This window comes from Nocardia concava NBRC 100430, from assembly GCF_000308815.1.
Taxonomy (GTDB): domain Bacteria; phylum Actinomycetota; class Actinomycetes; order Mycobacteriales; family Mycobacteriaceae; genus Nocardia; species Nocardia concava.
Genome location: NZ_BAFX01000057.1, coordinates 1 through 7693, shown reverse-complemented (window position 1 = coordinate 7693; position 7693 = coordinate 1). Strand labels below are relative to the sequence as shown.

The 7693-nt window shown below is 67.3% G+C and carries 7 protein-coding genes; 4 read left to right on the top strand and 3 right to left on the bottom strand.

The genetic code is table 11. The features are described from left to right. Positions 1-201 precede the first annotated feature (201 nt). Positions 202-420 (bottom strand): hypothetical protein, encoded by a 219-nt coding sequence (locus ON43_RS44770; RefSeq protein ID WP_157514003.1) that lies wholly within the window; start codon positions 418-420, stop codon positions 202-204. Between the two features lie 27 nt (positions 421-447). Between ON43_RS44770 and ON43_RS11475 the strand changes: the two genes are divergently transcribed. Both ON43_RS11475 and ON43_RS11470 read left to right on the top strand, forming a co-directional pair. Further along, positions 448-1863, top strand: coding sequence for a sugar porter family MFS transporter (locus tag ON43_RS11475; RefSeq protein WP_083913330.1), 1416 nt, complete (start codon positions 448-450; stop codon positions 1861-1863). A gap of 71 nt (positions 1864-1934) precedes the next feature. Further along, positions 1935-3326: an IS1096 element passenger TnpR family protein gene (locus tag ON43_RS11470; RefSeq protein WP_040806699.1), complete on the top strand. Its 1392-nt coding sequence runs from the start codon at positions 1935-1937 to the stop codon at positions 3324-3326. Between the two features lie 8 nt (positions 3327-3334). Here ON43_RS11470 and tuf read toward each other — a convergent pair whose 3' ends face one another. After that, entirely contained in the window at positions 3335-4531 is a 1197-nt protein-coding gene (tuf, locus tag ON43_RS11465; protein WP_040806697.1) for an elongation factor Tu, read from the bottom strand. Between the two features lie 293 nt (positions 4532-4824). Here tuf and ON43_RS11460 point away from each other — a divergent pair, with 293 nt between their 5' ends. Continuing rightward, positions 4825-6330, top strand: coding sequence for a leucyl aminopeptidase (locus tag ON43_RS11460; protein ID WP_040806695.1), 1506 nt, complete (start codon positions 4825-4827; stop codon positions 6328-6330). A 149-nt stretch (positions 6331-6479) separates the two neighbouring features. On the opposite strand, the gene ON43_RS11455 is transcribed toward ON43_RS11460, so the two are convergent. Further along, positions 6480-6815, bottom strand: a complete 336-nt coding sequence (locus ON43_RS11455) for a hypothetical protein (RefSeq protein WP_040806692.1) — start codon at positions 6813-6815, stop codon at positions 6480-6482. 612 nt (positions 6816-7427) lie between these two features. Here ON43_RS11455 and ON43_RS11450 point away from each other — a divergent pair. Beyond that, positions 7428-7693: biotin/lipoyl-containing protein (locus tag ON43_RS11450; RefSeq protein ID WP_040806690.1), on the top strand; the 266-nt coding region annotated here is incomplete at its 3' end.

Below are 7693 nucleotides of genomic sequence, written 5' to 3'. Positions count from 1 at the left end.
AATCTTGATCATCAGGCGCTCCTCGTCCAACCTCGTTTCCCAGGCCCTTGGGGCTCCGGGTCGGTGTCCGTGTCGCTCTGACCTGGAATAAGTTACGGGGTGCGGTGAACCAAAGTCAAATCGCCTCTCTACCTGCACTTTTGCGGGCACGGCAACGAATGCCTCGGGACCGGCCGCCGATCTTCGACGCGTCGGCGATCCCTAGATGAGGAGTAGGCGATGCCAGAGATCCTGCGAACGGTGTCGAACGCCGCCGAGGCCGCGCGGCAGGGAGATGTCGAGACCGCTCGCCGCCTCTTCGTCATCGCGGAACGCCTCGCCCTGGAAGAGCTCGCGCACGACCGGCGTTGCCTGCCCGTTGACAAGCATCCCAACGGCAACAATTGTCGAAATGCGGGTCGACACGGGAATACGGGGCACGACGAAGGAGTCTGCGTGAATTCAACGATGGGTGCGCGAACACCCGGCGATCAGAAGGAAGGCGCGGACAGTCTCGTCTACGTCGTCTTCATTACCGCCGCGGCCGCCATGGGCGGGTTCCTCTTCGGATACGACAGCTCGGTCATCAATGGCGCGGTCGAGGCGATCCGCGACAAGTACGACATCGGCTCGGCGACCCTGGCGCAGGTTGTCGCCATCGCCCTGATCGGCTGTGCGGTCGGCGCGGCCATCGCCGGGCGCATCGCGGACCGGATCGGCCGCATCTGGGTCATGCGGATCGCGGCCACGCTCTTCACCTGCAGCGCCATCGGTTCCGCGCTGCCGTTCGCGCTGTGGGATCTGGCCATGTGGCGCGTGATCGGTGGCATCGGCATCGGCATGGCCTCGGTGATCGGGCCCGCCTACATCGCCGAGGTGTCGCCGCCGGCGTATCGCGGACGGCTCGCCTCCTTCCAGCAGGCAGCAATCGTGATCGGCATCGCGACCTCGCAGCTGGTGAACTTCGCGATCCTCAAGATGGCTGGTAATGAGCAGCGCGGGCACATCGGCGGTCTCGAGGCCTGGCAGTGGATGCTCGGCGTGATGGTCATACCGGCCGCTCTGTACGGGCTGTTCTCCTTCACCATTCCGGAGTCGCCGCGATACCTCATCTCCGTCGGGAAGATCGACAAGGCGAAGGAAGTGCTGACCGAGGTCGAGGGCGACCGGGGCGAGCTCGACGCCCGCATCATCGAGATCCAGAATGCGATGCACAGCGAGACCCGCTCGACCTTCAAGGATCTGCTCGGCGGCAAGTTCGGCTTCCTGCCGGTCGTCTGGATCGGCATCGGACTGTCGGTGTTCCAGCAGCTGGTCGGCATCAATGTCGTCTTCTACTACTCGGCGACGCTGTGGCAGTCGGTCGGCATCGACCCGTCGAGCTCGTTCTTCTACTCCTTCACCACCTCGATCATCAATATCGTCGGCACCGTCATCGCCATCACCCTGGTCGACCGGATCGGCCGGAAACCGTTGGCGCTCATCGGATCCGCGGGCATGGCGATCTCCCTGGGCCTGGAGGCCTGGGCGTTCCACGCCAAGACCGGGTCGGGCGACAACGTCTCCCTCCCCCACGCCCAGGGCATCGTGGCGCTCGTCTCCGCGCACTGCTTCGTGCTCTTCTTCGCCATGTCCTGGGGTGTGGTCGTCTGGGTGCTGCTCGGCGAGATGTTCCCCAACCACATTCGCGCCGCCGCCCTCGGCGTGGCCGCGTCCGCGCAGTGGATCGCCAACTGGGTCATCACCGCCAGCTTCCCCAGCCTCTCGGACTGGAACCTGTCGGGCACCTACGTCATCTACACCGCCTTCGCGCTGCTCTCGATCCCGTTCGTGCTCAAGTGGGTTCCCGAGACCAAGGGCAAGGCGCTGGAGGAGATGGGCTAGACCTCCCGTACCCGCGGCCGGGCCTCGTCGAACGGGGCTCGGCCGCAGTGCTGTTCGGCTAGCCTGGCGCTGTGTCGGAACGGTGGGATTCCTTCAGCGAAATCTCCGAGCAGCTCCACGCCCTCTCCGCCGAAGCGCGGCAAGCCGCTTACGACAATCTGCTGCGCCCGGGCGGGACCTGGGACAACATGCTGCTACCGACACCGGAGTCGCCACGCCGACCGCGGCGCGACGAGGTGCTGACGCTCAGGATCAGCGTCGAATCCCTGCGGCCGAACCCCCGCGTCACGCGGCAACTCACCCTCGCCTCCGACCTCTTCCTCGACGAAGTACACGATGTGCTCACCGAGCTGTACGGCTGGAAAGAGAAGCGGCGCTATCGATTCGGATCCGCGGCCGGCTACAACGATCGCGAGACCGAGCACTACCCGTGTGCGTTCGAGACCGGCCGCGGCGAGCGGGCGGCGGTCGAGGTCGACACCGTCCGCCTCGACGAACTGCTGCGCGAACCCGGCGACAGCATCTATCACCGGTACGGCACGCGACAGGAATGGCAGCGCGTCCTCCGGCTCGAGGCGGTCTCGGAGCACACGCCCACCACGCCGCGCGCCGGATGCACTGCCGGGCCGAAAAGCCTGGACCTGGAGGCCGTCAACCTCACGCTGAGCGGTTTCGGGCGAGGTTCGGAGGCCGAAATCGGCTTGGACCCCGAGGAAGTGCCGGAGCCGCTGGCGCGAATCCTGAGCTGGCAGCCGTGCCGCGCCCGCCGGCAAGTCGCACACTTGGCGTCCCAGGCCATGATCGATCGGCCGCCGCGCATCGACAAACCGTCGGCAATCGATGCCGTGCAACCGTTCTCGCGCTTGCTCGCCATGATCGGCCCCGACGGACTGGCGTTGGACGAGCACGCGCAGATTCCCGCCATGCGCACCGCCGCGCTCTTCCATGAGCTCGGGATGAACCCGTACTGGTTCGGGCGCGGCCGCCCGGGCAGTGAGCCCGTCCCGATCGCCATCCTGCGCAATGTCGCCGAAAGCCATGAGCTGACCTCGACATTCGCGGCGCGGATACGGCTGACCGAGCAGGGCCGCGACTATCTGGACGACCCGCTCGGACTGTTCTGGTACCTCGCCGGACGCGTGCGATGGACGGTCCACGGCTTCGCCGACATCCAGGCCGCGGTCATTGTCTACCTGCTGGGCGCGGCCACCGACACCGACGATCCAGCGCCGGCCGCGGCACGTTTCCTCGACGAGGCCGGGCGGGCACCCGAGGGCCACCCCTTCAACACGGCGGAGGATCTGCGAATCGAGTTGCGCGAATTCTTCGCCCTGATGGACAGTTTGCGCATGACTCCGGTCGAGGAGTCGTCCTGCTACCCGATCCGCCATCCGGCCACACGGATGTTTGCCCTGGCGGCGCTGGCACGGTGGCCGCGACGCCGGGACATTCCGGCTCGCTGAACGTCGGACTACTTCAGGATCTTGGTGATCTGGCCCGCGCCAACGGTGCGGCCGCCCTCGCGGATCGCGAATTTGAGGCCGACTTCCATGGCGATGGGCTGGATCAGCACCACTTCCATCTGGACGTTGTCGCCGGGGAGGACCATCTCGGTCTCAGCCGGGAGGGTGACCACCCCGGTGACATCGGTTGTGCGGAAGTAGAACTGGGGGCGGTAGTTGTTGAAGAACGGGGTGTGACGGCCGCCCTCCTCCTTCGACAGGATGTAGGCCTGCCCCTCGAACTCGGTGTGCGGCGTAACCGAACCGGGCTTGATGACGCATTGGCCGCGTTCGACATCCTCGCGGCGGACACCGCGCAACAGCAGCCCGACGTTCTCCCCCGCCTGCCCCTCGTCCAACAGCTTCCGGAACATCTCGATCCCGGTCACGGTCGTCTTGGTCGTCTTCGGCCGGATACCAACGATCTCCACTTCGGCGTTCACCTTCAGCACGCCGCGTTCGATACGCCCGGTGACCACCGTGCCGCGGCCGGTGATGGTGAAGACGTCCTCGATCGGCATGAGGAACGGTTTCTCCACCTCGCGCGTCGGAGTATCGATCCAGTCGTCCACCGCCGCGAGCAGTTCGGTGATCGTCTCCCCCCACTCACCGTCCGGGTTCTCCAGCGCCTGATACGCCGACACCCGCACGATCGGGGTGTTGTCGCCGTCGAACTCGTACTCGTTGAGCAGATCGCTGACCTCGAGCTCGACCAGCTCCAGGATCTCCTCGTCCTCCACCATGTCGCACTTGTTCAGCGCCACAACCATTTTCGGCACGCCGACCTGCCGCGCCAGGATCACGTGCTCCTTGGTCTGCGGCATCGGCCCGTCGGTGGCGGCGACCACCAGGATCGCGCCGTCCATCTGGGCCGCGCCGGTGATCATGTTCTTGATGTAGTCCGCGTGCCCGGGACAGTCGACGTGCGCGTAATGCCGGTTCTCCGTTTGATATTCGACGTGCGCGATGGAGATGGTGATGCCGCGCTGCCGCTCCTCCGGGGCCTTGTCGATGGCCTCGAACGGGGTGAAGGGGTTCAACTCGGGATGTTTGTTGTGCAGCACGCGGGTGATCGCCGCGGTCAGAGTGGTTTTGCCGTGGTCGATGTGGCCGATGGTGCCCACGTTGACATGCGGCTTCGTCCGCTGGAACTTCGCCTTCGCCACTGGAATCCTCCTGTGCGCCTGCGCATCGAGGCGGGCACCGGGGACAAGGACACCGCGAAGTCATGCCCGACGGCGGTGTCATGATCCAGAGTATTTCCGCGCGGGCCGGGAAAGGTCGAGAACCGGGTGAACCGGGCGTAGAGGACCGTTGACGCACAACGGGCGCTCCGGCCACTCCGCGAACTCGGACCGGATACCACCCCGGCAGGACCATCCACTACCACCGCACCGCGAGGCAGCACGCGCCGCGCCCAACCGGACGCGGTCGGACCGGCGCAGTAACGTGGGCTGCTATGACAGCTGTTGCAGATCGTTCGCTCGGACCGGAACTGGCGCGCACCGAGGGCATCGGGGACGCCGATGTGCTCGTGGTCGGGCTCACCTCGGCGGAGGACGGGCCGGTGCTCGCGCCCGCCGACGCCTTCGACGACGTGCTCGACGCGGACACCAGGGACGCGTTGCTGAGCGCGCTGCGGGCGGTCGGAGCCAAGGGCAAGGGCGAGGAGATCACGCGGGTGCCCGCGCCCGCCGGGCTGGGCGTGGACTTCGTGCTGGCGGTCGGGCTGGGCGCGGCGGACAAGGTCGACGCCGAGCAGGTGCGCAAGTCGGCCGGTGCGGCCGGGCGGGCGCTGACCGGGGTGGCGACCGCGGTCACCACGCTGTCCGGACTGGATCTGGGAGCGGCGGCCGAGGGGTTCTACCTGGGCGCCTACCAGTTCACCGCCTTCAAGTCGGCCAAGTCCGCGCCGAAGGCCGACGACCAGCCGGTCAAGCGGGTCGAATTCCTGGTTCCCGACCCGGGATTCGGTGAAGAGGAGCTGTTCCGCGCGCAGGCTATCGCCGAAGCCGTCGCCACCGCACGGGATTTCGTGAACACCCCGCCGAGCGATCTGTTCCCCGGCGAATTCGCCAACCGCGCAGCCGAATTGGCGAAGGCCGCGGGGCTGCAGGTGGAGATCCTCGATGAGAAGGAACTCGAAAGCCAGGGCTACGGCGGCATTCTCGGCGTCGGCAAGGGCTCCTCGCGGCCGCCGCGGCTGATCCGCATCACCTACGCGGGCGGCGATCCCAAGGTGGCGCTGATCGGCAAGGGCATCACCTTCGATACCGGCGGCATCTCCATCAAGCCCGCGGCGGGCATGGAGGCCATGACCTCCGATATGGGCGGCGCGGCGGCGGTCATCGCCACCACCCTGCTCGCGGCGCGACTGAGCCTGCCGCTCACCGTCATCGCCACCGTGCCCATGGCCGAGAACATGCCGTCGGCCACCGCGCAGCGGCCCGGTGACGTGCTCACCCAGTACGGCGGCACCACCGTCGAGGTCATCAACACCGATGCCGAGGGCCGCCTCATCCTTGCCGACGCCATCGTGCGCGCGGGCGAGGACGAGCCCGACTACCTCATCGACGTGGCCACCCTCACCGGTGCGCAGATGGTGGCGCTGGGCACCCGCACCCCGGGTGTCATGGGCACCGACGCCTTCCGTGACCGCGTCGCCCGCATCTCCCAGGAGATCGGCGAAAACGCCTGGGCCATGCCGCTTCCCGCCGAACTCCGCGCCGACATCAACTCCAAGATCGCCGATCTGGCGAACGTCGCGCCCCACCGCTGGGGCGGCATGCTCTCGGCGGGCCTGTTCCTGAAGGAGTTCGTCCCCGAGTCGGTCCAGTGGGCCCACCTCGACGTCGCCGGCCCCGCCTACAACACCGGCGGCCCGTTCGGCTACATCGGCAAGGGCGGCACCGGCGTCCCGGTCCGCACCCTCATCACCACCCTCGAGGACATCGCCGCCGAATAGTCGACGACCAGTCCCACACCGACGCCCGCCCCGCATCATGCGGCGGCGGGCGTCTCCATTTCGTGAATCGCCGAGTGGCACATCAGCGCGGCCGTTTCGGACAAATCCCCTCGCTGGTGTGCCACTCGGCGAAGACATCCGGCGGAGTGTCAGAAGCCTTGGGTGGCGCGGCGGTCGAGGATGCGTTGGCGGGCGTCGTGGTCGCGCATGCGTTGGGGGTAGCCGACTCGGCGGGCGTCGTAGACGGGGATGTTCAGGGTCGAGGAGAGGCGGTGGGCGCCGCGTTCGCCGACGACTCGGCGGGTCCATTCGCCGTCGTGGGCGACCAGCACGACCGTCACATCGGTCACCGTGGTGCGCGGTTCGACGAAAGCCTCGACGCCGTAATGGTTTCGCGTCCAGGCGATCAGGTGCGCCATGGTCTCGGGGTCGGCATCACCCTTGCGAGCGGTACCGCCGCGACCGAACAGATCCAGGAAACCCATGTCGTCAACCTCCTCCCCGGCACCGAATTCTCACCGCCGGATATTTCGATACTGCCAGGCCACGGCGCTTTCGCCACCCCGCCGCCCAACTCCTAAGCACCCGCACAGAAACCCTTCAGCCCCGCCTCAGCCCACCCCGCCGACCGGCGACCACGGCCCCGCCGTGAGCCGTGCATCCTCGAGCCGATTCGTGCGGCACGGCCGCCGGGCGCGCCGCTCGGCAGTCTCCGGGTGTGGGCCGGAGGCATCCGGTTCAGCTAGCCGACGGCTACCGCGCTGAGGACGACACGACTCCCGGCCATCGGCACCCCGAACGGGCGGCGGCGGCGCAAACGTGATACGTGTCATGGCATCCCGCCAATCCGGGCGCACGCCAGGCACATTCCTTGCTCACGCGAGGGATCGCGACACGGAGAGGTCGGCGCAACCGCCGCCCTGTGACACGCCGCACCGCGACGAGTGCAAGGATGGGTGATTGGAACAAGAACCAACACGGATCTCCGGTGCCACAGATACTTCGGTGGCCGTCGGGACGACACCGCGACCCGCGGTGCCACGCCCGCTGAGAGACGAACTGTTTAACCCGACGAGCAGTCAGAGGAGTCAACGGACATGACCTTCTCCGTCCAGATGCCGGCTCTTGGTGAGAGCGTCACCGAGGGCACTGTGACCAGGTGGCTGAAGAAGGAAGGAGACACGGTCGAGGTCGACGAGCCGCTGCTCGAGGTCTCCACCGACAAGGTCGACACCGAGATCCCGTCCCCGGCCGCAGGCGTTCTCGTGAAGATCGTCGCCCAGGAGGACGACGTGATCGAGGTCGGCGGAGAGCTCGGCGTGATCGGCGACGCCGGATCCGCCCCGGCTCCGGCCTCCGCCCC